Raw genomic sequence first — 25,121 nt, 5'->3', positions numbered from 1 at the left:
TTCTCCTGTGCGGCGGGCGCTGCGCGCCTCGCCAATATACCGATTACTTGTTGAATGTGTCGCTATTGGCGAGCAGCTTCTCGACCTTCAGCGCATATTGCCCGCTGAAGACGCCGTAGCTGCAGTCCATCACGGGCACGCCGTCGACCGTGGCCTGCACCATCTCGGGCACCACGATCGGGATCACGTCGCCGATTTTCATGTTGAGGATTTCGTCGAAGTTGGCCTTGCCGTGGCCCAGCACCGCGACCAGCTCGACTTCGGCGACCTGGATCTGCTGCGTCATCAGGCGCACCCAGCGCTTGTCGACTTCCAGCGCCTCGCCCTGCAGGCTCGAGGTCAGCGCATCGCGGATCGGCTCGATCATCGAATACGGCATGCAGAAGTGGATCTGGCCCGACACCGAGCCGAGCTCGACCGTGAAGGTGCACGACACCACCACCTCGTTCGGCGTGGCGATATTGGCAAACTGCGTGTTCATCTCGGAACGGATGAACTCGAATTCGACCGGGAACACCGGCTCCCACGACTTGGCGTAGGCCTCGAAGATGATGTCCAGGATGCGCATGATGATGCGCTGCTCGGTCTGGGTAAAATCGCGGCCCTCGACGCGGGTGTGGAAGCGCCCGTCGCCACCGAACAGGTTATCCACCAGCAGGAACACGAGGCCCGGATCGAGCACCATCAGCGCCGTGCCGCGCAGCGGCTTCATGTGCACCAGGTTCAGGTTGGTCGGGACCACCAGGTTGCGGATGAACTCGCTGTATTTTGACACCCGCACCGAGCCGACCGACACTTCGGCGCTGCGGCGCAGGAAGTTGAACAACCCAATCCGCAGATACCTGGCGAAGCGCTCGTTGATGATCTCGAGCGTCGGCATGCGGCCGCGCACGATGCGCTCCTGCGTTGCCAGGTTGTAGGTGCGGACCCCCGAGGTGTCTTCAGGCGCCGAGATGTCGTCCTGATCGCCGTTGACCCCTTTTAAAAGGGCATCGACTTCTTCCTGGGAGAGGAAATTATCGGCCATGTTTGTCTGGATTTACTGGATGATGAACGAGGTGAATAATACGTCGGACACTTCCTGTTCGTCGCCATCTTTCTCAAAGGGTTCGGTAATGGCCGTCCGGATCTCGGTGGCAAGCTGCTGCTTGCCCTCGACGGTGCTGATCTCAGATGCCTTTTTGCTCGACAACAGCAGCAGCATGCGATTGCGCACGATCGCCATATTGTCCTTGACCAGCGTGGCCTGCTCGGGGCCCGCCACTTGCAGCGTGAACTGGACTTGTAAATACTGTTCGCCGTTTTCCGGTTGCAGGTTCACGGTGAACGATTCGATCGGCACGTACTCGGCCTTCGCGTCCGGGTTCTTCTTTTTCTTTTTCTTGTGTTCCTTGGCCGGTGCGTCTTCGTCTTCGCCATGGGCTGCTCCGCCCTGCGTGAAGTACCAGCCCGCACCCGCGCCCGCGCCCAGCACCAGCACGGCGGCGAGGATCATGATGATCAGCTTTTTCTTCGAGCCGGAAGGTGCCGCTGCGGTGTCCGCTTTCGGATCAGCTTTCATTTTCGGATTCGCTTTCAAGATGTGTCTTTGCCGCTGGTTGGTGAGGGTTCGTCATTATGGCATTGTCGTGGAAAGATGCGTCCCGGCAAGCCTCGAATAGAGGGGAGAAGGCGTGGTAATCCGTGTGATTGTTGCTCAGGTGCGATGATGGAATAGAAAAGGGCGGCCAGGTGGCCGCCCTGTTGACGCCAGTGCGGTATCAGGCAAACAGATCGACCATCCCGCGGTCGCCAATCGACACGGTGCGCGTACGCGGCGCGACCTCGTTGACGGCCGGCGCAGCATCCTGGCCATCGCCCGTCAAGCCACCGGCGCCGCGCTGGCCGCCCTGCGCCCGGCGGTCACTATCCTGCTGTTGCTGGCGCTGGTCGGGTACGTTGGCGTCGACCGTGGCATTGCCCAGCGCGATGCCGCTTTCACTCATCATCTCACGCAGGCGGGGCAGGGCGTTTTCAAGCGCCTGGCGCACATCGAGCTGGTCGGACGAGAAGGCCACGGTGGCCTGGTCGTTGGTCACGTTCAGCACGATCTGCACCGGGCCCAGGTCGGGGGGATTCAAGGTCAGTGTGGCGGCTTGCTCCTTGCCCACCATGTACACGATGCGCTGGCTGACCTGGTTGTCCCAGGCCTGGGTGCCCAGACGCGCCGGGATGCGGTCGCCCGGCATCGCCGGATTGCCCGTGGCATCGACCTTGGTTGCCTGCGCCTGCAGTGCGGCCAGCGGGGCCGGGGCTTCTTCGGCCACCGGCAACTGCTGCTGTTGGTGCTGTTGCTGTGTATCGCGCAGCTGGGCCTGGAATTGGCCGACATCCTGCTCGCCCTGGGGCAGCGCGGTGCCGGGTGCCTGCGTGGTGCGCAGTTCGGCGCTCGCCTGCTGCACGCCGCTGGCGGGTGCCTGGCCCTTGCCGCCGGTGGCGTCCGTGTCGTCGGTCGCGCCGGTGGCCACGGCTTTCATGTTGTCAAGCGCCGTTTCGAGCGCGGTCAGTTGCGCATCGCCTTCCGTGGCGGCGCCGGTTGGGGCGGCATCCGTGCTGACGGTGGCCGCGGTGCTGGCCGGCTGGCTCAGGCTGGCCATGAAGGCGAGCATGTCGGTGACCGGCGTGGTGGCTGCTGCAGCGGCCGCGGCCGCGGCTGCTTCTGCGGCGGCCGCATCCTCGGCGTCGCTGGCCGCGTCCGCAGTATTGCTGCTGGCCGCCTGTGTGGACTTGGCGTCGCCATCGTGCATCGGCGGGCGGATGGTGGAGCGGGTCGGGCCGTCGCGGACCGGATCGCGGTTGGCTGGTTTGTCGGCGGTGGCCGGCTTCGGTCCCTGCGCCGGTTTTGGTTGCACGGCAGGTTGCTGCGGCGGCGTGGCGGGCTGGCGCGTGGCCATTTCACGGTTCAGCGTGGCACTGAACCCGCCAGTGCCGCTGCTGCGTGCTGCGTCGGCCAGGCGATCCGGCGTCGCAGGGCGCTGCGCCGTGGCGTTGGCGCCGGTGACCTGGAACGGAAGGGTATTGGTCTGCATCGTCATGGTGGGCTCGAATATCGGCGTGGGTTCAGCGTTGTTTGTAACGGGCGCCACGGGCTGCGTGGTCATCCATCTGTTTCTGGTCGCGCTTGTTCTCGACCTTGAGTGCTTCGCTTGCCGCGCGTTCGTTCAGCGTGCGATAAGACAGGCGCTTGCGCTCGCTTTCCTGCCAGGTCGTGCGCTCGAATGCCGCCTTGTTCTGGGCATGTTTGAGCACGTCGCGCTGGCCGCTCAGTGCGTGGTCCAGCTTGCCGATGAAGGCAACGAAGTTGTGGTACGCGAAAGGGGTGATGCCGTCCATCTGGGCGGTATCGAGCTTGCGCGCGTATTCGTCGCGGTAGCCGACCAGCATGTCCAGCTTCTGCTCGGCGTCCTCGACCAGTTTCAGGGCCGCACCGAGCCGCTTGGCGGCCGCGTCGGAATCGCGTTGCGCCAGGTCGATCAGTGTTTCGAGAGCAGAAGCTTGTGCCATGGTGAATTACATTCTACTGGCATGACGTTGCCTGCAATCACTAGAATAACGTGGTCAATCGCCCCAAGCTCTCGGGAAGCGACGCGTTGTCGTGGATTTCCTGGCACAGGAATTCCTCGATCTCGGTGTTCTTGGCAATCGCCATGTCGAGCACCGGATCGCTGCCAGCTGCATACGCGCCCACGCTGATCAGGTCGCGCGAGCGCTGGAAGCGCGAATACAACTGCTTGAGCTTGCGCGCCGCCAGCTGGTGCTCATGCGTCGTGATCGAGTGCATGGCGCGCGAGATCGATTGTTCGATGTCGATCGCCGGATAGTGGCCCGCTTCGGCCAGGTGCCGGTTGAGCACGATGTGGCCGTCGAGAATACCGCGCGCGGCATCGGCGATCGGATCCTGCTGGTCGTCGCCCTCGGACAGTACGGTATAAAACGCCGTGATCGAGCCGCCGCCTTCCAGGCCGTTGCCGGCCCGTTCTACCAGCACCGGCAGCTTGGCGAACACCGATGGCGGATAGCCCTTGGTCGCCGGCGGCTCGCCGATCGCCAGCGCGATTTCACGCTGCGCCATCGCGTAGCGGGTCAGTGAATCCATGATCAGCATGACGTTCTTGCCCTGGTCGCGGAAATACTCGGCAATGGCGGTGGCGTAGGCCGCGCCCTGCAGGCGCAGCAGCGGCGGCGAGTCGGCCGGCGCAGCGACCACGACGGAGCGCGCGCGGCCTTCCGGGCCCAGGATCTGGTCGATGAATTCCTTGACCTCGCGGCCCCGTTCGCCGATCAGGCCGACGACGATGATCTCGGCCTCGGTGTAGCGCGCGATCATCCCGAGCAGGACCGATTTACCGACACCGGTACCGGCGAACAGGCCCAGGCGCTGGCCACGGCCGACCGTCAGCATCGAATTGATGGCGCGCACGCCAACGTCGAGCGTGTCCTTGATCGGCGCGCGGTCGAGCGGATTCACGGGGCGGGCGTTCAGCGGCGCCATGTCGGACGTGCCGAGCGGCCCCAGGCCATCGAGCGGGCGGCCAGCGCCATCGACGACACGGCCCAGCAGCTGGATGCCCACCGGCAGGTGGCGCGCGCGGTCCTGTGGCCGGCGCCGTCCGTGCGGCACGCTGCCCGGTGGCGGCAGCACGCTTTCGACAGGGAACACGCGCGAGCCGGGCACGACGCCTTCGGTATCGCTCTGCGGCATCAGGAACAGCCGCTCGCCTTCAAAGCCGACGACTTCGGCCTCGATCTGGCCGCTGGCGGTGGGGATCGTGCAGGCCGCGCCCACGGCCAGGCGCAGGCCGACGCATTCCATGACCAGGCCCGCCACGCGCGTGACGCGGCCCGAAATCTGCAGCGGCTCGGCGAAGCTGACGAGCGTGTCGCAATCGCGGATGTACGCTTTCCAGCGCGCCGTGTGACGGTCGTGCGAGGTCACCTGGGGCGGGTGCGGGGCGGTGTGGTCGTCCATATTATGGGCTCAGCCAGTCGACGTTGGCGGCCAGCGCATGGGTCAGACGTTGCCAGCGGGCCTCGACCTGGGCATCGATCTGGTTGCTGGCTGTCTCGACGCGGCAGCCGCCGCGCGCAATCGCCGCGTTCTCGATGATGCGCCAGCCGCCGGTGGCCAGTTCTTCGGCCATGCCATGGCGCACGAGTTCGGCGTCGTGCGGGTTGAGTGTCAGCAGGGCCGGCTGCTGCAGGATCGGCAACTGGTTGATGGCGTCACGCACCACCGACATGATCAGCTCGGGCCGCACGTCCAGGCCGGTGCGCACCATGCCGCGCGCCAGGCGCAGCGCCAGGTCGAGCACGTCTTTCGCGATCGTCTCGTCGGCCTGCGCCACGGCCTCGCCGAAGCTGGCGGCGACCGTGCGCAATTGCTCGAGTTCTTGTGCGGCGGCTTGTTCGCCTTCGGCACTGCCGGCGGCGAAGCCATCGGCATGGCCTGCGGCGTGGCCTTCGGTGCGGCCCTGCGTGCGGCCTTCGTCCAGGCCCTGCTGGAAGCCTTCCTGGCGCGCCGCCTCGCGCATTGCTTCGAGTTCTTCGACGCTCGGCAGCATGACGTTCGGCGGCAGGTCGAGGCCGTTGATGGACACGCCCGCCGGTGGTGACGCTTCAGCAGCGCGCCGTGCAAGCGTGCTGGGGCGCTCGTCGCCAAACGAGGCCATCTCCCAGCGCTGGTAGGCGCTCTGCTGTTCTTTTGGTATTGCCATCAGACGAACGAATCCTCTCCTTTACCACCCAGGACGATCTGGCCTTCATCGGACAGCCGTCGCACGATCTGCAGAATCTGCTTCTGCTGGGATTCCACTTCAGACAAACGCACGGGACCTTTGGATTCCAGGTCTTCGCGCATCATTTCGCTGGCACGCTGCGACATGTTCTTGAACACTTTCTCGCGCAGATCCTGCGACGCGCCCTTGAGCGCGATGATCAGCATGTCGGACTGTACTTCACGCAGCAGTAACTGGATACCACGATCGTCGATATCGATAATATTGTCGAACACGAACATCTCGTCCATGATCTTTTGCGCCATGTCGTTGTCGTAATTCTTGATGTTGTCCATCACGGCCGATTCCTGCTCGCCGCTCATGAAGTTCAAGATCTCGGCCGCCGTACGCACACCGCCCAGCGACGACTTCTTGATGTGCTCGTTGCCCGACAACAGCTTGGTCAGCACGTCGTTCAGCTCGCGCAGCGCGGCCGGCTGCACGCCGTCGAGCGTTGCGATGCGCAGCACCACGTCGTTGCGCAGCCGTTCAGTAAAGTTTGCCAGAATTTCACAGGCCTGGTCGCGCTCGAGGTGGACCAGGATCGTGGCGATGATCTGCGGGTGCTCGTTGCGGATGAGTTCGGCGACCGACACCGAGTCCATCCACTTCAGGCTTTCGATGCCCGACGCGTCCTTGCCGCCGAGAATACGGTTGAGCAGCACGGCCGCCTTGTCGTCGCCCAGCGCCTTGGTCAGCACCTGGCGGATGTATTCGTCCGAATCCAGGCCCACGGTGGAATGCAGATTGGTCTCGGTGACAAAGTCTTCGAGCACCGTGACCACCTGGTCGTGCTGCACGGCTTTCATCTGCGCCATTGCGGCGCCCAGCTTGAGCACTTCGCGCGGGCCGAGGAACTTCATCACCTCGGACGCTTCGGATTCGCCCAGGGCCAGCATCAGGATGGCGGCCTTGTTCGTATTGTCTTTGTCTTTATCACTCATTTGAACCCAACCATCCCTTGATCACGTTAGCGACGATGCGCGGATCCTTGTTTGCCAGCTCTTGCGCCATTTTCAGGTTGGCGCGGTAGCCCATGTCCTGGCGTATCTTTTCTTCTTCCTTGATCGCTTCTTCGGCTGGCGTGTCGGCGACCTCTTCTTCGGCGTTCTCGTCCTTTTCTTCTTCCTTCGGTTCTTCCGGCACAGCGGTGGCTTCGTCGAACTTCTTGATGGCCGGGCGCAGCAGCGGACGCAGGAAGCGGAAGTACAGGAACGCGATCACGGCAGCCACGAAGGCGTAGCGGGCCAGGTCCTTGAACAGCGGGAAGTTCGCCGGATCGCTCCACCAGGTCGGTTCTACCACTGCCTCGGCCGGTTTGTCCACGCCGTCGAATGGCGCGTTGGTCACGTTCAGCGTGTCGCCGCGTGCCTGGTTGTAGCCCATGGCCTGCTTGACCAGCTCATTGATCTGGGCCACTTCGGCCGCGGCCAGCGGACGCACGGTGACCTTGCCGGTGGCCGGGTCGACGCTGCGGCGGTGGTTCACGACCACGCCGACCGTCAGGCGCTTGATGCCGCCCATCGGACGCTGCTCGTAGCGGATGGTCTTGTCGACTTCGTAATTCGTGGTCGAGTTCTTGCTGGTCGGTGCGGTTGGTGCGGCCGCTTCGGCCGGCGGCGCACCCTGGATCGGCGCCGTGTTCACACCCGGCGGCTGGTTCGACAGCGCGCCCGGCACGCCAGAGGCAGCACTACCCGCGCCGACCACTTCCGAACTCTGCGTGCTGCGGATCGCCTGCGGCTCCGGTGGCGAGTTCGGCTTGTACATTTCGGCTGCGGTATCGACCTGGGCGAAGTCCACTTCAGCGGTGGCTTCGGCGCGCACATTGCCTTCACCGACGAGCGGCTTGATGATCGACTCGACCTGCTTGATGATGTTCTGCTGGACCTGGTCGACGTACTTGAGCTGGGTCGGATCGAGCGATTTGCCGCCCGCGCCCTTGTTGCTGGTATCCGACAGCAGCGCACCGTTCTGGTCGACGACGGTGACGTTGCCGGTGGTGAGTTCCGGCACGCTCGAGGCGACCAGGTGGACGATGGCGCTGACCTGACCCGGATCGAGCGCGCGGCCTGGCTGCAGGTTCAGCAGCACGGATGCAGTCGGCTTTTGCTGGTCGCGCACGAAGACGGACGGTTTTGGCAGCGCCAGGTGGACGCGCGCTGCGGCAACCGAGCCCAGCGACTGGATCGAACGTGCCAGCTCGCCTTCGAGCGAGCGCTGGTAATTGACCTGTTCCAGAAACTGCGACACGCCCAGCTTCTGGTTCTCCATCAGCTCGAAGCCGACATTGCCGCCTTTCGGCAAGCCCTGGGCCGCGAGTTTGAGGCGCAGGTCGTGAATATGCTCGGCCGGCACGAGGATCGCATTGCCGCCTTCCGAAAACTTGTACTGCACACCCATCTGGTCGAGCGACGCCGTAATGGCGCCGCCATCGCGGTCGCTGTAATTGGCGAACAGGACCCGGTATTCCGGCGCCTGGCTCCACATCCACACCGCAATCATCAACGCCAGAATGAGCGCGACACCACCACCCACGGCAACGCGCTTGCCCATGGTCGTCTGGAAAAACGACGGGGTAGCAGGGGTCGGCGTGCCTGGTGGCGTGTCGATAAGGTTTTCAGCAGTTGCTGCCATGGTGGAGGGGCCTGGTCAAAATGGGTGGGATAGCCAGCATTATGGAGCCACTGGGCAACATTCAAACCCCGAAATAGCGGGCGTTTACGGGCCTGATTCGCCCGTCGGATTCGCTTTGGCGCTGCTATTCTGATTTCCTGAATGCATTTGTAGAGTTTTCTGCAAGGCGAACACAAGCGGAGGGCAAGATGAGTATTGGCGGCATTGGCGGCATTGATACAAGCCGGATTCAGGCCATGATGGAGCAGCTCAAGGCGGCAGCGACGAAGGCGTCGGCGGCGCCCGAGGCAGCCAGTGGCGTGGGCGGCGCGAGCGCGATCGGGGGCAAATCCGCGGTCAAGCTGGATTTTGCGGAAGCACTGCACAGTACGCTGCAGGGCGTGAGCGACCGTTCGGCCGAGGCGCAAGCCCTGAGCAAGCGGTTCACGATGGGCGACGATACGGTCAGCCTGTCGGACACGATGGTGGCGATGCAGAAGTCCAGCATCGCGTTCCAGGCGACTGTGCAGGTACGCAACAAGATGATGTCCGCGTATCAGGACATCATGAACATGCAGGTGTAGGGCAAGTCCTGCAGCAGCAACAGGGATCGTCGGGCAGTCTTTTTGATAATCCATTATCATTATCGTTTGCCCGCAAACGATGCTTCCGTTCGCCGGGCCCACCAGCCAGTCCTGCCGACGCCATGCAGGCACTGGCATCCCAGTCAAAGGATGCAAGTTGCCGACGTTCCCATCGATCTTCTCCACACCTTTTCTGCTGATGTCGCTTGCGGCATCGGCCAGCACCGCAGCAGAACCGTCACTGCTGCCGCCCGCCGCGCCATGGACGGGCGCCAGCGAACAACTGGTCGCCGCCCCGAACGACCCGTGGATCACGCCGGCCGAGAAATCCGATTTTCAGGATTCTCCTGACGCTGCCAGCACGCTTGACTATCTGCGCGCCATGGATGCGAAGTCCGATCTGCTCTCGCTGCACACGTTCGGCAAGAGCTACCAGGGCCGTGAACTGGTCTACGCGCTGGCGAAGAAACCCGGTGCCGGCAAGCCGGTGGTCATGATCCAGGCGGGCATCCATGCCGGCGAAATCGACGGCAAGGATGCGGGCCTGATGCTGCTGCGCGACATCGCGTTTCGCGGCCGCGATGATCTGCTCGACCGGGTCGATATCGTCTTTATTCCGATCCTGAATGTCGATGCGCATGAAAACACCAGCCCGTTCGGTCGCCCCAATATGCGCGGGCTGCGCACCAAGGGAGCGCGCACCAATGCGCAGGGTCTCGACCTGAACCGCGACTACGCCAGGCTGCAGTCGCCCGAGATCGCCGCCGTGGTCGCACTGCTGCAGCGCTTCGATCCGGCGCTGTACATCGACGTGCATGTCAGTGACGGCACCGATTACCAGTACGACACCACGTACACGTTCGCCGGCTGGGGCAGTTATGCCCGCTCGCGCGCGACCGCCGGGTGGCTCATGAACGACTACACCACGGCTGTCGACGCGGCGTTGGTCGCACAAGGGCATGTGCCGGGTGTCTATCCCAGCTGGATCGATGAAGACCAGCCGGACAAAGGGCTGCGCATCAGCGCCGAGGGGCCGCGTTATTCAACCGGTTACGGCGATTTTGCCGGCATTCCGACGGTGCTGGTCGAGAATCACACGATGAAGCCGTACAAGCGCCGCGTGCTCGGTACCTATGTGCTGCTGGAACAATCGATCAAGACCGTCGCCCGCGATCATGCACGGATTGCGCAGGCCAAGTCGCAAGACCGGGCCGCACGTCCGGCGCGGCTGATGACAGGGTGGGAGCGTGACCCGGAACCGCTGGCAACACGCGACTTCAAGGGGTATCGCTACGACACCTACGACTCGAAGGCCTCAGGCGCACGCGAGTTGCGCTGGACCGGAGAGCCAGTCGACATCGGTTTGCCGGTGTACGGTGTACGCGCGACCAGGGAAATGGATTTTCCCAAAGCCTGGTGGGTGCGGCCAGAGCAGCGGGACATCATTGCAACGTTGCGTGCCCATGGCGTGCAGATGCAAGCGCTTGCCAGGCAATGCACGCTCCCGCTCGAGGTGGTCGGCTTCGCCAACGGCAAGGATCGGATAAACCCCTATAAGGCCGTCAAGAATGTGAGCCTGCCGGCAGGGGCGGTCCGCATCACCTCCGACCAGGCGAAACGATCGCTTGCCGCTGCGCTGCTCGCGCCGGAAAGTGATGACTCCTTCCTGGCGCAAGGCTACTTCGACCAGGCGTTGCCGCCCGAATCGCGCTTGTCCAACCACCTGCTGGCACCATTGGCAGACCGGATGATGGGAAGCGACCCGGCATTGCGCGCAAGCTTCGAGCAAGCGCTTGCCAGCGACAAAGCCCTGTCCTCGGATCCTCAGGCGCGCTTGCGCTGGTGGCTACAGCGATCTGACTATTTTGAGCGCTCGCTGTTTACCTATCCCGTCTTCACTGAGCATGGGACGACGACCTGCCGGTTCGATGCCGGCGTCAGCGCCGACGCCAGTGTCATCCATGACGTGCAACCGGTGAATCCCCGGGAGACGAGGTAAAAGGCAAGGACTAGCGGTCGAGCGTATCGAGCTTGCGGTCGAGCATATCGCCGCGCGTGCGCATCGTCTGCTCGGCCTGCTGGAGCGTGCGTTCCGTGACGCCATCGATGGCCGGGCCACTGGAAGGGACGATGCGCGGCGTGATGACGACAATCGTTTCGGTGGCCGCGCCGCCGTCGTCGGTGCTGCCGAACGCGCCGCCAATCACCGGAATATCCGACAGAAATGGGATACCCAGGCGCCGGTAGGTGCGGCTGCGCTTGATCAGGCCGCCGATCAGGACCGGTTGCCCGTCACTGGCCACCAGCTGCGTGTTTACTTCGGTGGTCTTCTTCGACGGAATGCCGGCCGATACCGAGCCGGAGCTCACTTCGGGCCGGATCTTCATCATGATGCGTCCGTCGGCGTCGACCGACGGCGTCACGCGCAGGATCACGCCGGTGTCGAGAAACTCGATCGATTCGGACGTGACGTTGTTGATCGTCGTCGTCAGGCGATAGCCCAGCTGGTCGCCGACGTTCGTGCTCGCTTCCTGGTCCTCGAGAGCGAGCAGGCGCGGCGTGGCCAGCGTGTGCACGCGGCCCTTGTTGCTCAGCGCGCTCAGGTAGGCCTCGATATTCCCGTTCACCAGGTTCAGGAAAAAGCGCGGGCCGGCGCGCGTGGCAAAGCCGCTCGCGCCAACCGTGTCGGGGCCGTCGCCGCTGAACACGCGTGACCAGTCGACCCCGAAGTTTTCGTTCTGGTCGAGCGTGATTTCCAGGATCTTCGCTTCGATCAGGATCTGCTGCGGCGCGCGGTCGATTTCGCGCAGCACTAGTGCCGCGCGCTCCAGACCCGCCGGCGTCGCTTCGACGACGAGCGTCTTGGTCTGGTCGAGCACGGTCACCGTGCCTGGCACGCCGATCTGGCGCGCCAGGATGGCGCCCACCTTGGTCACGTCGGCGTAGCGCACCTTCATCGCTTTCACCTGCAGAATGGCGCCGCGCTCGGGCAGCGCTACTTTGGGGTCCGAGATCAGAAAGCCGCCCGCACGTTCCGTCACCGTGAAACCGCCGGCTTCGGCGATCGCCTCGATCGCCTCGCGCACCGTCATGTCGTACAGGTTGATCGAGACGTTGCCGCCAACGCCCTTGCCCAGAACGATATTGATGCGTGCGCTGCGCGCAATCATGTTGAACAATTCTTCGATGGGCGTGTCGCGGAACGTGTACGACATCGTCACCGGGGCCAGGGGCACCGGTGCAGTGGCCGTGCTCTTCGTCACCACGGCCGGCGCGGCCGTGTTCGCGGCCGCGGGCAGAGCCAGCGCCAGCGCCGCCCAGGCTGCGCACAGGGCGACGGGCAGGTAGCGCGGCGTCATTGGGTGTCCTTGTCCTGCATCGTCAGCAGGTGCTCACTGCCGGCATGCGTCAGCAGCACGCCGCGCGCATCGATGCGCACGACCTTGTAGCCGGCGACGCGCTCGCCTGTGGCGACGACATTGCCATCCAGATTGGCCAGCGACTGCGCGCCATTGAGCACCACCGCGCGCAGGCGTAGTGGCGTGGCAGGCACGGCGGCGGCGGTGGCTTCCAGTGGCGCGCTGGCCGGCAGCCGGCTGACGAACGGATCGCGCAGGCTGCGGGGCGGGTTGGCCAGCACGTTGGCTGCCATGCCGGTCAGACCGAGCGCCAGCGCCAGTGTCAGGGTGTGTTTCATGGTGGTGTTCCAGTGTCGTAGATGACAAGCTGCAGGGTGATTGCGCGGTCGTCGGTATCGGGGGCGGCTTCCACGGTCAGTCGTTGCATGCCGACGGTTGGTTGCTGCCGTTCGATCGTGGCGAGCCACTCCAGCACGGCGCCATACCCGCCACTGGCCACGATCTCGACCGTGAGCAGGCGCACGCCCGCCACGGTGCGCTGCGCCCCTTGCGCTGCCGACAGCACGGCCACGCCGGACTGCGTGGCGCTGCGGCTGACCGCTGCAATGAGGGCCACGGGCTCCGGTGGCGTGGCCGCGGGCGTGATGGCAGGGGCGGGCGTCGACGGTGATGTCGCGACCGGTGCGGCTGCGCCTGACGCTTCCATCGCGGCCAGCGCTGTCTTGTGCTGCCGGTAGGCGGCCAGCGGCGCGCGCAAGCCCAGCGTCCATGCCAGCAGCAGCACGATGACGACTGCGCCGCCGACGATCAGATTGAGCTGGCGTGCGGGCAGGGCGACGAGCAGGTCGCGCAGTTTCGGGATCATGGCGCCTCCGGCGGCGGAACCAGCGTGACCACGGCGCGAAAATCGATCGCCGGCATGGTCGGACTGGCGCTGCTCGAAAGCAGTTCGACGCCGTGCATGCCCGGTATGCGCCCCAGGTTCGACAGGAAATCGGTGATGCCGTTGTAATCCGCAGCCTGGCCGGCCAGCTCGACGCTGCTGACCATGACGAGCGTGCTGCCGTCGGCATTGCCGGTGGCGATCGTCGTCGCCCGGCCATCTGGCACCGGGGCCGGTGTCGCCGCCGAGGCTGGGGCAGCGGCAGTGGCCTGTTGCAGGTCGCGCTGCAGATGGATGGCGGTCAGCCAGGCCGCCGCGGGCAGCGCGCTGTCGATGGCGGCGGCGAGTGCGGCCAGTTCGCCTTCGCGCCGCAGCGCGCGCAGCAGGCCCTGTTGTTGCAAGATGCGCTCGCGCGCCGCGTGTTCGGTCGCTGCCTGCGCCTGGCTGGCCGTGGCCGCGCTGGCGGCCTGCTGCAGCGTGGTCGTGCGGCGCTCAAGCGCTGCGCTGTGCCAGCGCAGCGCAGCGCTGCCGGCCGCTGCAGCCAGAACGATCGCCGCCAGCGCCAGGCCGGTGCGGCGCAGCGTGCGGCGCACGCGCACGCCGTCGCGGTAGCTGCGCGGGATCATGTCGATATCAGCCATCGGCGCCTCCGCGCAGCGCCAGGCCGGTGGCCAGCGCGAGCGACGTCGTCGCCGGTTCGCCTGCGGGGTCGCGGGCCGACTCGGGGAACGCGCCGAACGGATCGAGCAGGTGCACCGGCACGTCGATCAGCTCGGCGATCCGTGACTGGATATCGGGGTAGCGCGCCAGGCTGCCATTGAGGTACAGGCGGCTGATCGAGCTGCCGCGCGTGCGCGAGGCCACGTACACCTGGGTATGGGCGAGTTCGTCTGCCAGTGCCTGGCAGGCCGGGTGCAGGATGGCGCGGATCGCGCGCTGCAGCTCGATGTGCGGGTCGTCGATCGCCATGCCCGGGCGCGCGCCGATGCCATGCTGGCGCAGCAGGCTGGCGGCGGTATCGGCTTGCAGGTCGAGCGCCCCTGCGACGGCCCCCGCCAGCATGTCTTCGCCAAACGCGATCTCGCGATCGAGCATCAGGCGCCGGCCCCAGATCACGGTCAGGTAGCTTTTGGCGGCGCCGAAATTGAGCAGCGCGACCGATTGGCCAACGTCGCTGCCGTGCAGCGTGGCGAGCAGGCGGCCGATGGCGGCCGGGCCGATGTCCAGCGCAACCGGCTCCAGGCGCGCGTGTTCCAGCATCGCCAGGTAGTCGAGCACCCGGTGCTTGAGTGCAGCAGCGACCAGCACCTGCCGCTCGCCGCCGTCCATGTCGGCGCCCCGCACCTGGTAATAATCGATGACGTGCTGCCCGGCGCGCTCGCCCAGTTGCTCGCTCACCGCGCGGCCCACGGCCTGCGCCTCGGTCTGGCCGGCGGCGACATGCACCGTGAGCGGCAGGATGCGCACGTCGGCCGGGGGCAGCGCGGAAATCACGCGGCGGCCCTGGAACGGCGCCTGCGCCAGCGCGGCATCGACGAATTGCACCAGCGCCTTCGGTGACGCCAGCAGCACATCACGTGGCATGGGATAGGGCAGGGAACTGGCGGCGCGCAGCCGCCAGCCGCCGTCGCGCCAGTCGGCCTGTACCAGGTTGAGCCGGTTGGCGGCAAAATCGGCGCCGATCGGCCGCGCTGCGGATGGCCGCAGCCGGTGCTGAATGGTCGTTACGAGTTGGCGCAATGTCATGATGGGCTCACGTCGATCATCAGCACTTCTTGGCACGCACGATCTGCAGCAGCGGACGCAGGTTGGCGAAGGGCGTTTCGCGGCTATAGAAACTGACGTTTTTGCCGTCCTCGACCAGACGCAGCAGGACGCCATTGATGGGCAGGCGCTTGCTGGCCCAGCCGTCGAACAAGCCGGTCAGGTCCCAGTTGACATCGACGCTGCCGACACTCGCCGAGGCCAGCACGGCGTCTGTGTAGGCGCCGCCGTTCCAGTTCGACCCCGGGCGCGCCTTGGTCCATGTAGCGCCCCTGTCCCACTGGGTGGTAACGCGGTGCACGGCAACCTGGCGCACCACGCCGCTGAAGGCGGTCGGCACCAGGTTCAGCGTGGCCGACACCACCAGCACGTCGTCGTCGATCTCGTCCTTGTCCCAGTTCATCAGGATGTGCGACTGGCCCGAGACCAGGCGCAGCGTCTGCTGTTTCTCTTGCGGGTCTTGCGATCCTGCGCTGGTCAACACGATCGTGGTGTCGATCGTGTCTTCCGACATGTCGACGCGCTCGGTCTGCTTCAAATCGTACAGCTGCAATGGGAGGGACGTCACCTTGCGCATTGCGCCGTTAACGGTGGCGGTGGCGGTGACGTTGATGATGTCCTCGTTCCTGATCGTGATCGTCACAGTGCCCCCACCCAGGGAAATGGGGCCGACGGGCCGTGTCACGCAGTCGCCGACCTGCCCAGACCACCTGGCAGCTGCAACGCCCGCTTCGGCCAGGTAGGCGGCGGCGCGGCCCTCGTAATCGTCATTGATCGAGCGCAGTTCGACGCTGCCCGCACGGTTGATGCCGAACGCCAGCGCCGCGAGCGTGGCCAGCAGCAGCGACACCATCAGCAGCAATGCGCCCTCCTGGCGCCGCGGCATCATGGCGTCGCCCCGAGTCGGACGGTGCGCGCATACGCGACGCTGCAGTCCTGCCCGCGGCTGGCATCGCAATCCGGACGGTCGAAGACGAGCTCGATGCGCAGGACGCGACGCCCGGCACCGATGTCGGGCACGCGCAGGTCGAATGCCCGTACACCGGTGGCGAGCACCGAATTGCGCAGCGTTTTGCCAGCCGGAGCGGTTTCGACGAGAGCGCCGTTAGTGAGCGTGTATTGCCGTGGTGCGAGCCAGGCAGCAGGGTTGCCGAGATTCGCGTCAATTGGTGGTGATGCGCTCATGGCTTGCGTGACAATGCGGTCGAGGACGAAACGGGCATCCGCGTTCTGGTCCAGGCCGGCACGCACGAAGCGCGCGCTGTCGGCGCCGGCGCGCAGCATCTCGCTCAGCGGCAGCATCACGAGCGCCGCGATGGTCAGGCCGATCATCAGTTCGAGCAGTGTGTAGCCGTGTGCAGGGCGGGGCATCGTCATCGCGCCACCAGCGTGGTCAATGGCCAGCGGCCGGCGGGGGCGGCCAGCGCCGTGGTCACGCGCAGCAGATGCTCGCCGGTGCCGCCCAGGCCGATTCTGCGGGTGCTGTCGACGCCGTAGCGGGTGATGGTGACGGTGAGGGCCGGGCATTGGTCCGGCAGCGCCGGTGAGCGGGCGCCACCGGGCGTCGAATAGACCGACGGCGCGTCGGGCGCACCGGCGGCGCTGAGCAGATCGACGTAGGGTTCGGCCAGCACTGTCTCCATCAGCGCGCTGACGCAGTCGAGTTCGCGCGCCGCCAGGGCGCTGTCGGCAGGTACGTTGATGGCGCCGCGCAGCGCATTGGCGGCCGGGATCAGGCAGACCGACAGCAGCAGCAGGGCGAACACTGCTTCGAGCAGCGTCATGCCAACGGTCCTGGTGCGCGATGGGAGAGCGTGCATGGTCGGGAAGATGGTCAGGAAACCGTGATGCGACCGGTGGCGTCGACTGTGATCGTGCGCTCGACATCGCCGGCGCCCAGCACGACCTGGCCCGTGCGCAGCGGGCTCTTGCGTGCGGGGTCACTGCCGACACCGCGCAGCAGCTTGCCGTCCGCATCGAATGCGACGGCCGCAGCGGTCGAGTTGTCATCGAAGGTAAAGGTGCAGCGCACGAGGGCCATGGTGTTTCCGGCGGGGGCAACGTTAAGGTTGAGCAGATAGGGAGCGCGGCTGAACGGATGTTCGACCGGGTCGCGCGCCACCCGTGTGGTGGTCTTGTCGGTTTCGAGTGCGAACACCGCAATGGTGTTGGCCGCGGCATTGCAGTCGAATAGCCGCTGCGCGCCGCTGTACTGCGCGTTCTCGCGGGCGAAGCGCAGGGCGTTGACCACTTCGCCAGCGGCGGCATCGGCGCGAAATTCCGCCACCGGTTGCGCCGTCGGGATGGCGACGGCGGCCGCGATGGCGAGGATGGCGACCACGATCAGCAGTTCGGTCAGCGTGTACGCCGCGCAGCGATGTGCGTACACGCTCCCGAACCCGTCAGCTTAGCGGATCGACCAAGCCTTGCCGTTTGGATCGAGCGCTGTACTGTTAATGATGAAGCGGCCGGTCTTCGTGTCGTAGGCCCAGCCCTTGCTCTCTGCAGTTGGCGCTGCCATTTTGCCGTCAGTCGTGACCAAGATGGTCGCAACGTTGTTGATCGGTTCGACCGGGATGCCCTGGCGTAGATACGGGCCGAAGCGGTAAGCGCCACCGGCGATCGAGCAGGTCTGCCCTGCCGCGTTCGATGAATATTGCATCTGATCCCTCATCGCTTGCTCCGTTCCTGCCAGGCCGGTGCCGGGAACGCCACCAGCAGGGCAATCTGTCGCAACCGCTGAGTTTGTGCCAGGATAGACGAAGCCGGTATGCTGGGCGCGGTATTGCTCGATCGAATTGCGTATGGTTGCCAAATTAGCGTCCAGCGCCGAGCTTTGCGCATCCGACGTCGCCGCCGAAAACTGCGGAATCGCAATCGCAGAAATAATTGCAAGAATAATCACGACGATCAGCAATTCGATCAGGGTAAAACCGGCTGCGGCGGTGCGCTTGAATGAACGGTACATAATAGTTTTCGGGAGTTGAACACCCCTGGATAGGGGCGTTGATTTGTAAAAATTGTCAGTTCCACAGGGTAACATAAGCATGTTTCCACACGGAATGTCGAAATGTATCGTGTGAAGAATGTGTGGTTTTTGAGAAACGATTCAGTGCACAGCGCGTGATAATTTAAATATCGGCAAGATGAGCGAGCTGACAATCGTGCCGACCAGGACACCCATCACCAGCAGCATCACCGGCTCGGCCATCTTCGTCAGGCGTGCCAAGAGGCGCGTCAATTCGCGGTCGTACGAATCGGCCACGCGGGTCATGACGCGGCCCAGCGTGCCGGTCGCCTCGCCGGTGGCGATCATCTGGCGCACCGACAGCGGCACGAAATTGCTGTGCTCGAAGCCGGCGGCAATGCCCTTGCCCTCGGTGACATCGCGTTCAAGATCGAGGATGAAGCGCTGGAAGTCGGCATTGGTCACCACCGCGCGGCAGGCCTCGAGCGTGGCCAGGATCGTCACACCGTGTTCGAGCGAAATGCCCATCACGCGCAGCAGGCGCGTCAGATAGATCTTGGCGAACACGTCGCGCACGACCGGCAGGCGCAGCTTGGCACGGTCGATCGCGATGCGCATCCCGGGCTGGCGCATCAGCATCCAGCCCGCGCCGACAGCGCCGGCCGTGAGCGCCGCGACAATCGCGGCATGGCCGGTGAGCACCTGGCTCACCACCAGCAGCGCGCGCGTGGTAATCGGCAACTGCTCGTGAATCGACGCGAACATGACGGCAAACTTGGGGAACACGAACGTCAGGATGAACACCACCACCCCGAACGAAAACGTCAGCAGGATCACCGGATACGACAGGGCCGAGACCAGCATCGCGCGCAGGCGCTCCTCTTTTTCGTCCAGCTCGACCAGTTGCACCAGCACCTCGGCCATGAAGCCGCCGGCCTCGCTGGCCGCGATCAGGTTGACATAGCTGCCCGGGAACAGCGCATGGCGCCCGAGCGCCGACGAAAAGCGCTCGCCGGCCAGGATGTCGTCACCGATGGTCCCGATCATCGTGCGCAACTGGCCCGGTTCGGTCTGGTCGTGCAGCGACTGGAGCGCCGTGTGCAGCGGCACGCCCGTCTCGAGCAGCAGCGCCAGGCGCTCGGTAAACAGCGCCCGTTCACGCATCCCCGGCGGGCGCGCGCCCAGCGTCCACCACGAGGCAGCGGGCGAGGCGGTCTTGATGGCCGGGCCGGGGCCGGGAGCGTCGAGTTCGATCGGCATGACGGTTACAGGGAATGCACGACGCGCGCGATTTCTTCGGGCGTCGTGTGGCCATCAAAAGCGCGCGCCATGCCGTCGGCGTACAGGTCATGGTGGCCGGTCGAAGCCACGTGCGCGGCCAGCTGGTCCTTGCTGGCGTTGGCCACGATCATGCGCTGCAGGTCGGGCCCGACTTCGAGCAGCTCGTAGATGCCCATGCGTCCCTTGTAGCCCGAGTCATAGCAGGCCGGGCAACCGCGCCCGCGCATCAGGCGCAGGTCGCCCTGGCCGCGCCAGCGGTAAGCCGCCGCCGCTTCGGGCGTGGCCAGGTAGCTGGTGCGGCACCCCTGGCACACGCGCCGCACGAGACGCTGGGCCATCACGCCGATCAGGGCCGACGACAGCAGGTACGGCTCCACGCCCATCTCGACCAGGCGCGAGACCGCGCCCAGCGTGTCGTTGGTGTGCAGCGTGGTCAAGACCAGGTGGCCGGTCAGCGCCGCCTGCACCGCGATCTCGGCGGTCTGGCGGTCGCGCACTTCGCCGATCATGATGATGTCCGGGTCCTGGCGCAGCACGTGTTTCAGGATCTTCGGGAAGCTCAAGCCGATGGCGTCATTGACCTGGTTCTGGTTGATGATGTCGAGCTGGTATTCGACCGGGTCCTCGATCGTGACGATGTTCTTTTCGATGCTTTTCAGGTGGCTGATCGCCGCGTACAGGCTGGTGGTCTTGCCGCTACCGGTGGGGCCGGTGACCAGAATCAGGCCATGGCTGCGCCCCAGCAGGCGCTTGAACGCGCCGACCGCATGCGCATTCATGCCGAGCTTGTCGACGTCGAGGATCGACTGGTTCTTGTCGAGCACGCGCAGCACCACTTTTTCGCCGTAGATGCCGGGCAGGGATGAAAAGCGCAGGTCCACGGTGCGGCCCTGGGTCGCCACCTGGATGCGGCCATCCTGCGGCAGGCGGCGCTCGGCGATGTCGAGGTTGGCCATGACCTTCAGGCGCGAGACGATCGCCGGGTGCTGGTCCACGCGCGGCGACATGACTTCGTACAGCACGCCGTCGATGCGCAGCCGGATACGGGCGCGGTTGCGCGAGATCTCGATGTGGATGTCGCTGGCGCCATCGCGGATCGCGCGCTGGATCACGGCATTGACCATATTGATGACCGGGCTGGCCCCGGCCATCTCGTCGATCTGCGTGTAGTCGTCGGGAATCGTCGACTCGATCAGTTCCAGGTCGCTGGCTTCGGTCTGCACGAAATCGGGCAGGGCGCCGCCATACGCTTCGTCGGCCAGGCGCCGGATATCGGCCGGCGGCGCGACCACGATGCGGATGCGCACACCGGTGCGGGCGCGCAGTTCGTCGATGCTGTGGATCGCCTGCGGCTCGGCGCTGGCCACCGTCAGCGTGCCCTGCACCTGGAACAGCGGCAGCACGTTCAGGCGCCGCGTGACATCGCGTTCGAGCAGCGCCAGCGCGCCCGGGTCATACAGGCCGGTGCGCAGCTGCACATACGGCAGGCCCAGCTGGTCGGCCAGCGCCTGGTACAGCGCCGCTTCGGTGATCCACTTGCGCTCGACCATGATGAGGCCCATGCGCTTGCCGGTCTGGTCCTGCAGGCGCGCCGCTTCGGCAACCTGTTCGGCGCTGGCCGCGCCACGCTCGACCAGGATGTCGCCCAGCTTGCTGCCCGGCTCGCGCACGCGGCGCGGCGCGGTGGGCCGCGCGTCAAACAGCGGCAGCTGCTCGAGCAGGCCCGTGGCGGCCAGGATGTCCTGGAGCAGGGGGTTCGGGTACGCCAGCTTGAGCCAGCCGCCCAGCTCGCCGAGGCGCTCGCCCATGTCGGCCATCATGCTCAGCGCCCGCCCGGACAGCAGCGTGACCTTGCCCAGGTCAACCACGATCGACACCTGGTGCTGGGCCACGCACTCGTTCAGCGCCGCCTGCAGCGTCTGGACAGCCTCGTCGGCCACCAGCGCCGTCAGCGGCGCCAAATACGTCATGGCGCCGATGCGGCTGCGGGTGATCCGCTCGGGGGCAGCGGTCTCGCTCATGCGGTGACGGCGACCTGTGCTGGGGCCGGCGCAGGCGCCGGATCGCGGGCGATGCGGAACTCGGCGATCCAGCCCGGTTCGGCGCGGCACACCGTCTCGAACATCGCCACCACGCCCGGGTCGAGCTGGGTACCGGCGCAGCGCGCGATCTCGGCCATCGCCACTTCGTGGCTGCGCCCGGCGCGGTAGGCGCGCGAGCTGGTGATCGAGTCATAGGTGTCGGCCACCGCGATGATGCGCGCGTTGTACGGAATGTCGTTGCCCGCCAGGCCATGCGGATAACCGGTGCCGTCGTACTTTTCCTGGTGGTGGCGCGCGCCCGGCACCGCGCCCTTGAGGCGGTCGATGTGGCGCAGGATTTCGTAGCTGCGCTCGGGATGGACCATGATGAAGGTGAATTCATCGCGCGTCAGGCGCCCCGGCTTGCACAGCACCGCATCAGGGATGCCGATCTTGCCGACGTCGTGCAGCAGCGAACCCCAGAACAGGTTGTCCAGTTCGCGCGGCGGAAGGCGCAGCGCGCGGCCGATTTCCATGGCGATGTGGTGCACGCGCTCGCTGTGGCCGCGCGTGTACGGGTCTTTCGCTTCGACCGCCTCGATCAGCGCGGCCGCCATCTGCTGGTTGAACTTGCTCGTTTCGGCCAGCATGCTGTGCATGCGCGACAGGCTCGACAGGTGATTGGCCAGCACTTCGCCCAGCTTGCGGTCGCTGTTGCTGAAGTCTTCCTTGTTCGCATGGTTGAGCAGCACCAGGATCGCCACGACCGACTTGTCCTGGAAGACCGGGCAGCACAGGATCTTGAACGGCATGTCGGTGAAGATGTAGGCGCGGCGCGGATCGTCGGGCTCGTTCATGACGATCGGCTGGCGCGACGAATGCGAGAAGCGGTACAGGTCGCCGCGCATCTCGACCAGCACCAGATCCAGGTTATGGATCGGCGCCGACAGGTTGGTGGCCGACACGCACAGGTTCTCGCCCGGCTTGATGAAGGCGGCAACGTCGGCGTCCATGTGGCTGGCCCAGCTCTCGAGCAGCTCGCCGAACAGGTCTTCGCCCGTGGTCATGTCCTGCACCTGGCGGTCGATCGCATACACAAGGTGCAGCTCTTCGTAGCGGTCCGACAGTTCGTCGGCCATCGCATCGAGCTCGCCCTGCGTGCGGCAGTCGTCGGCGATCGTGCTGGCGATGTCTTCGAGCGCTTCGGCCAGTGCGTCCCACGCGAACGGCACGTCGGTGGCCGTCGTGGCCGCTGTGTTTGCACGGACCGCGAGGTAGCCGATCAGGCCGCTTTTGGCGATGATCGGCGTGTAGAGCAGGGTGGCGTCGCCCGCATCGTGGCGCTGCATGCCGTCGCCCGTGGATGGCCAGGCAAAGCCGCCCATATTGAGCGCCGTGATCCACGATGCAAGCGTGCTGTCGCCAGGCGCGCTCCAGCAGGGTGCGCCAGTGGCGTCGCAGACGGCCAGTGCGTAATCGCTTCCGGTGCTGCGGCGCAGCCAGCGCTCGTGGCGGGTGTAGTCGAGGGTCGGCAGAAGATCAAGGGACATGGGCAGGCTTTGGTGGCTGGCGCGGCGTTACGCCAGGGCCGCAAAATGGCGGGACAACCGCGCCACCAGCTGGCGCGGACTGAGGGGTTTTTCCAGGAATTCGGTATTGGCCAGTTCGCGCGCCCAGGCACGCTCGTCGAGCGCGGTCATCGACGTCATGACCAGGATCAGGAACGGGTGGTCCGGATAGGTGGCGCGGGCCAGCGGGCACAGCGTGCGTCCGTCCATGCCGTCCATCTGGATATCGCTGATCAAGACATCGGGCAGCTGCTGCGCCATGCAGGCCAGCGCCGCGTTGCCATCGCTGGCCGTGGCCACGATATAGCCTTCGCGTTCGAGCGACAGGCGCAGCACGCGCAGGACATGGGGCTCGTCGTCGACGAGCAGGATGTGGCGCGCGCTCATAGCACGGCGGCGCCGGCGGGCGCGGAAACGATCTTCAGGTGGACCGAGAAGGTGCTGCCCACGCCCGGCTCGCTTTCGACGACCAGGCGGCCGTGGTGCAGTTCGACGATCTGTGCCGCCAGGTACAGGCCCAGGCCGTGGCCACCGCGCTGGGTGGCGGCGCCCGCTTCGCTGACGCGGTAGAACTTCTCGAAGATGCGGTCCTGGGCTTCCGGCGCGATGCCGATGCCGGTGTCGCGTACGCTGATCACGATTTCATTGTCCTCATTGCGGGCCGCCAGCGTCACGCTGCCACCCGGGCGGTTGTATTTGATGGCATTGGTCAGGAGGTTGTTCAGCGCAATGCGGAACAGGTCCTTGTCGATCGCCACGGCCTCGAGTTCGCGCGGCAGGTCGAGCAGCACGCGCAGCTGCTTGCCTTCGGCGCGCGGCAGCGCCTGCTCATACGCGTCGCGCAGCATGTCGTCGAGCCGCACGCGGTTGCGTTCGGGGCTCATGCTGCCGGTTTCCAGCTTGCTCACATTGAGCAGGTTGCCGACCAGCGCATTCATGCGCTCGATCTCGTCCTGGATCACGTTCAGCGATTCGACCCGCATGCTTTCGTCGTCGCTGTCGGCCAGCATCTCGGCGTACATGCCGATGACGTTGAGCGGCGACTTGAGTTCGTGCGAGACGTGGGCGACGAAGTCGTTGCCCGCCTGGCGCGCCAGGTATTCGCGGGTCACGTCACGCAGCACGACCAGCGTGCCGAACGACATCGTGCCGTGGCCGCCGCTGAGCGGTTGTGCGGTGGCGCTCAGTTGCCGGCCCTCGACATTGAGTGGCGCAAAGTCGGTCTTGTGCGAGCGGGCGTTGTCGCGCAGGTCGCCGCTGTAGCGGCCGAACAGCGTGCGCAGCGCCGGATCGCAGCACCACGCATCGAGCGGCTGGCCAAGGATCTGGTCCATCGGGATGCCCAGCAGGGGCTCGACCTTGCCGGACGCGAACGTGACGTCGCCGGCCGGATCGAGCATCAACAGGCCGTCGGGCAGCGACTGCAGCGCGGCATTGAGCTTCTTGCTGCCGTATTGCAGCAGGCGGTTGTCGGCGGTGGTGTTGAGCGAACCTTCCTCGAGCTGGACGATGCGGGCGCCGGCCTGGTCGAGGTAGTGCTGCATATTGGTGATCAGTTCGCGCATGTCGTCAGCGCCGGGCTGATCCGGCCTGTCGGGCGCGGCGAGCTGGCGCAGCTGGCCGCGCAGCTGGGTGCTGAGCGCCGCCAGGGGCGCCATTTCGCGCTTGATGACGACGTACATGACCGGCACGACCAGAAACATCATCAGTGCCAGCAGCGCGAGGAACGAGACATCCTGCGCCAGCACGGTAAAGCCGGGCTGGTGGAAACCCACGCGGACGAATGCCGGGCCGCCGCTAGCATCGGTGAGCGGGCCATAGAATTCGCGCAGCGGCGCGCCACCGTTCGTTGCCGGCAGCGTCCGTTCGCCGAAACCGGTGCGCGCATCGGCAGGCAGCGCTGTGGCGGGCGTGATGCTGCCGCTGCCCGCGATTTCTGCCAGCGTGCGGCCGTTCGCATCCCCAATCGTGACATAGGCAAAGTCGCTGTCAGCGTTCGACGCAAGCACGGCGGCCAGCACACCGCTGCGGCCGCTGCTGTCGGCGAGGAGGGACATCGGAACCGTGCTGAGCGCCTTGACTAGCCCGACACCCTTGTTGCGCACCTGCGCAGCCTGGCTGGCCTGCTGCCGGACCACGAGCAACGCGACCACGAGGGTGATGGCAGCCAGCGCACAGGCGATGAGGATGATGCCGATGCGGTTGAGTTTCATGCGGATGGACTTGGGAAAATGGAATCTAACGAACTGTAACGATCGAAACTA

25 protein-coding genes are annotated in these 25,121 nt (G+C 65.6%); 2 read left to right on the top strand and 23 right to left on the bottom strand.

The annotated features are described in order from the left end of the window. Positions 1 to 43 precede the first annotated feature (43 nt). The 8 genes from fliM to fliF form a co-directional block, all read right to left on the bottom strand. On the bottom strand, positions 44 to 1,027 hold the full coding sequence (fliM, locus tag AC56LY_RS14715) for a flagellar motor switch protein FliM (RefSeq protein ID WP_183555716.1): 984 nt from the start codon (positions 1,025 to 1,027) through the stop codon (positions 44 to 46). Between the two features lie 12 nt (positions 1,028 to 1,039). Beyond that, a complete protein-coding gene (fliL, locus tag AC56LY_RS14710) occupies positions 1,040 to 1,561 on the bottom strand; it encodes a flagellar basal body-associated protein FliL (protein WP_499580691.1) in 522 nt (173 codons plus the stop codon). 199 nt (positions 1,562 to 1,760) lie between these two features. Further along, a complete protein-coding gene (locus AC56LY_RS14705; protein WP_499580689.1) occupies positions 1,761 to 3,074 on the bottom strand; it encodes a flagellar hook-length control protein FliK in 1,314 nt (437 codons plus the stop codon). 25 nt (positions 3,075 to 3,099) lie between these two features. Beyond that, on the bottom strand, positions 3,100 to 3,543 hold the full coding sequence (fliJ, locus tag AC56LY_RS14700; protein ID WP_499580688.1) for a flagellar export protein FliJ: 444 nt from the start codon (positions 3,541 to 3,543) through the stop codon (positions 3,100 to 3,102). Positions 3,544 to 3,583: 40 nt separating this feature from the next. Beyond that, a complete protein-coding gene (gene fliI / locus AC56LY_RS14695; RefSeq protein WP_499580686.1) occupies positions 3,584 to 5,008 on the bottom strand; it encodes a flagellar protein export ATPase FliI in 1,425 nt (474 codons plus the stop codon). A 1-nt stretch (position 5,009) separates the two neighbouring features. After that, entirely contained in the window at positions 5,010 to 5,753 is a 744-nt protein-coding gene (gene fliH, locus AC56LY_RS14690) for a flagellar assembly protein FliH (protein WP_499580684.1), read from the bottom strand. Further along, positions 5,753 to 6,757: a flagellar motor switch protein FliG gene (fliG, locus tag AC56LY_RS14685; protein ID WP_499580682.1), complete on the bottom strand. Its 1,005-nt coding sequence runs from the start codon at positions 6,755 to 6,757 to the stop codon at positions 5,753 to 5,755. The genes fliH and fliG overlap by 1 nt, the downstream gene beginning before the upstream one ends. Further along, entirely contained in the window at positions 6,750 to 8,450 is a 1,701-nt protein-coding gene (gene fliF / locus AC56LY_RS14680; protein ID WP_499580681.1) for a flagellar basal-body MS-ring/collar protein FliF, read from the bottom strand. The genes fliG and fliF overlap by 8 nt, the downstream gene beginning before the upstream one ends. Positions 8,451 to 8,638: 188 nt before the next feature. On the opposite strand from fliF, the gene fliE reads away from it, so the two are divergent. Next, complete coding sequence (fliE, locus tag AC56LY_RS14675) at positions 8,639 to 9,013, top strand: flagellar hook-basal body complex protein FliE (protein WP_499580679.1); 375 nt, start codon at positions 8,639 to 8,641, stop codon at positions 9,011 to 9,013. 79 nt (positions 9,014 to 9,092) lie between these two features. Continuing rightward, positions 9,093 to 11,012 (top strand): M14 family metallopeptidase, encoded by a 1,920-nt coding sequence (locus tag AC56LY_RS14670; RefSeq protein WP_499580677.1) that lies wholly within the window; start codon positions 9,093 to 9,095, stop codon positions 11,010 to 11,012. Between the two features lie 10 nt (positions 11,013 to 11,022). Here AC56LY_RS14670 and AC56LY_RS14665 read toward each other — a convergent pair whose 3' ends face one another. From AC56LY_RS14665 to AC56LY_RS14595, 15 genes are all read right to left on the bottom strand, one after another. Then, positions 11,023 to 12,372 carry a type II secretion system protein GspD gene (locus AC56LY_RS14665; RefSeq protein WP_499580675.1) on the bottom strand — a complete coding sequence of 450 codons (1,350 nt, stop codon included), beginning with the start codon at positions 12,370 to 12,372 and terminating at the stop codon, positions 11,023 to 11,025. Continuing rightward, a complete protein-coding gene (locus AC56LY_RS14660) occupies positions 12,369 to 12,710 on the bottom strand; it encodes a hypothetical protein (protein ID WP_499580673.1) in 342 nt (113 codons plus the stop codon). The genes AC56LY_RS14665 and AC56LY_RS14660 overlap by 4 nt, the downstream gene beginning before the upstream one ends. Next, a complete protein-coding gene (locus tag AC56LY_RS14655) occupies positions 12,707 to 13,237 on the bottom strand; it encodes a GspMb/PilO family protein (RefSeq protein WP_499580671.1) in 531 nt (176 codons plus the stop codon). The genes AC56LY_RS14660 and AC56LY_RS14655 overlap by 4 nt, the downstream gene beginning before the upstream one ends. Next, positions 13,234 to 13,896, bottom strand: coding sequence for a PilN domain-containing protein (locus tag AC56LY_RS14650; RefSeq protein WP_499580669.1), 663 nt, complete (start codon positions 13,894 to 13,896; stop codon positions 13,234 to 13,236). The genes AC56LY_RS14655 and AC56LY_RS14650 overlap by 4 nt, the downstream gene beginning before the upstream one ends. Further along, a complete protein-coding gene (pilM, locus tag AC56LY_RS14645) occupies positions 13,889 to 15,001 on the bottom strand; it encodes a pilus assembly protein PilM (protein WP_499580667.1) in 1,113 nt (370 codons plus the stop codon). The genes AC56LY_RS14650 and pilM overlap by 8 nt, the downstream gene beginning before the upstream one ends. 19 nt (positions 15,002 to 15,020) lie before the next feature. Next, positions 15,021 to 15,908 carry a DNRLRE domain-containing protein gene (locus tag AC56LY_RS14640; protein WP_499580665.1) on the bottom strand — a complete coding sequence of 296 codons (888 nt, stop codon included), beginning with the start codon at positions 15,906 to 15,908 and terminating at the stop codon, positions 15,021 to 15,023. Continuing rightward, positions 15,905 to 16,396, bottom strand: coding sequence for a PilW family protein (locus AC56LY_RS14635; protein ID WP_499580664.1), 492 nt, complete (start codon positions 16,394 to 16,396; stop codon positions 15,905 to 15,907). Before AC56LY_RS14635 ends, AC56LY_RS14640 begins: the two co-directional genes overlap by 4 nt. Continuing rightward, the gene (locus tag AC56LY_RS14630) at positions 16,393 to 16,803 is read right to left on the bottom strand and encodes a hypothetical protein (protein ID WP_499580662.1); all 411 of its coding nucleotides are present in this window, start codon (positions 16,801 to 16,803) and stop codon (positions 16,393 to 16,395) included. Before AC56LY_RS14630 ends, AC56LY_RS14635 begins: the two co-directional genes overlap by 4 nt. A 50-nt stretch (positions 16,804 to 16,853) precedes the next feature. After that, positions 16,854 to 17,408 carry a prepilin-type N-terminal cleavage/methylation domain-containing protein gene (locus AC56LY_RS14625; protein ID WP_499580660.1) on the bottom strand — a complete coding sequence of 185 codons (555 nt, stop codon included), beginning with the start codon at positions 17,406 to 17,408 and terminating at the stop codon, positions 16,854 to 16,856. An 18-nt stretch (positions 17,409 to 17,426) separates the two neighbouring features. Next, positions 17,427 to 17,987: a type II secretion system protein gene (locus tag AC56LY_RS14620; protein ID WP_499580658.1), complete on the bottom strand. Its 561-nt coding sequence runs from the start codon at positions 17,985 to 17,987 to the stop codon at positions 17,427 to 17,429. Between the two features lie 141 nt (positions 17,988 to 18,128). After that, positions 18,129 to 19,247, bottom strand: a complete 1,119-nt coding sequence (locus AC56LY_RS14615; RefSeq protein ID WP_499580656.1) for a type II secretion system F family protein — start codon at positions 19,245 to 19,247, stop codon at positions 18,129 to 18,131. A gap of 5 nt (positions 19,248 to 19,252) precedes the next feature. After that, complete coding sequence (locus tag AC56LY_RS14610) at positions 19,253 to 21,289, bottom strand: ATPase, T2SS/T4P/T4SS family (protein WP_499580654.1); 2,037 nt, start codon at positions 21,287 to 21,289, stop codon at positions 19,253 to 19,255. Continuing rightward, positions 21,286 to 22,839, bottom strand: coding sequence for an HD domain-containing phosphohydrolase (locus AC56LY_RS14605; RefSeq protein ID WP_499580652.1), 1,554 nt, complete (start codon positions 22,837 to 22,839; stop codon positions 21,286 to 21,288). The genes AC56LY_RS14610 and AC56LY_RS14605 overlap by 4 nt, the downstream gene beginning before the upstream one ends. A gap of 27 nt (positions 22,840 to 22,866) precedes the next feature. After that, positions 22,867 to 23,244 (bottom strand): response regulator, encoded by a 378-nt coding sequence (locus tag AC56LY_RS14600; RefSeq protein WP_499580650.1) that lies wholly within the window; start codon positions 23,242 to 23,244, stop codon positions 22,867 to 22,869. Next, positions 23,241 to 25,070, bottom strand: a complete 1,830-nt coding sequence (locus tag AC56LY_RS14595; protein WP_499580648.1) for a PAS domain-containing sensor histidine kinase — start codon at positions 25,068 to 25,070, stop codon at positions 23,241 to 23,243. The genes AC56LY_RS14600 and AC56LY_RS14595 overlap by 4 nt, the downstream gene beginning before the upstream one ends. Between the last annotated feature and the right edge of the window lie 51 nt (positions 25,071 to 25,121).

The organism is Telluria sp. ZT3P25 (assembly GCF_059685895.1).
Note: the sequence above shows the minus strand (reverse complement) of the source record. Positions and strands in the feature narration are given on the sequence as shown.